1 pseudogene is annotated in these 762 nt (G+C 34.8%); it reads left to right on the forward strand.

The annotated features are described in order from the left end of the window. Positions 1 to 71: 71 nt before the first annotated feature. Positions 72 to 762, forward strand: a pseudogene (locus CL42_RS16220) (IS4 family transposase); the annotation flags it as partial.

The raw sequence follows: 762 nt of genomic DNA on the forward strand, positions 1-762 counted from the left end.
ATCTTTGTACACGACAAAAAAATAACTCATTGAAATAATGTCACAATAATTGTTTTCTAACGACGAATACTATGACACATCTCAATGAGTTATATCTTATCTTAAACAAATCTCTAAAATGGAACAAGTCACATTTAAAGTGCTTTGCGCTCATCATGCTTGTGATCATTTTAAAGCAAACATGTAATCTTTCTTCTGCATCTAAAGCCTTGCCCATCAAGTGCTTACCACAATCATTTTATCGACGTATGCAGCGCTTCTTTGCAGGTCAGTATTTTGATTATCGTCAAATTTCTCAGTTGATTTTCAATATGTTTTCATTCGACAAAGTGCAACTGACTTTAGATAGAACCAATTGGAAATGGGGAAAACGAAATATTAATATCCTGATGCTTGCGATCGTTTATCGTGGAATAGCGATACCTATCGTTTGGACATTGCTTAATAAACGTGGAAATTCAGATACGAAAGAGCGGATTGCTTTGATTCAACGCTTTATATCCATTTTTGGTAAAGACCGTATTGTGAATGTGTTCGCAGACAGAGAGTTTATCGGTGAGCAGTGGTTTACATGGTTAATTGAACAAGACATCAACTTCTGCATTCGTGTTAAAAAAACTTCATTGTCACCAATTATTTAGGGAAGAATCATAAAATTAGTGATTTATTTCGCCATCTTCAACTTGGTCAAATTGAATGTCGTAAACGACGGATTTTGGTTGGTCGGGTGAAACTATATATGAGTGCACTACAGTTAGAAAA

The organism is Acinetobacter sp. Ver3 (assembly GCF_000632455.1).
Lineage (GTDB): Bacteria > Pseudomonadota > Gammaproteobacteria > Pseudomonadales > Moraxellaceae > Acinetobacter.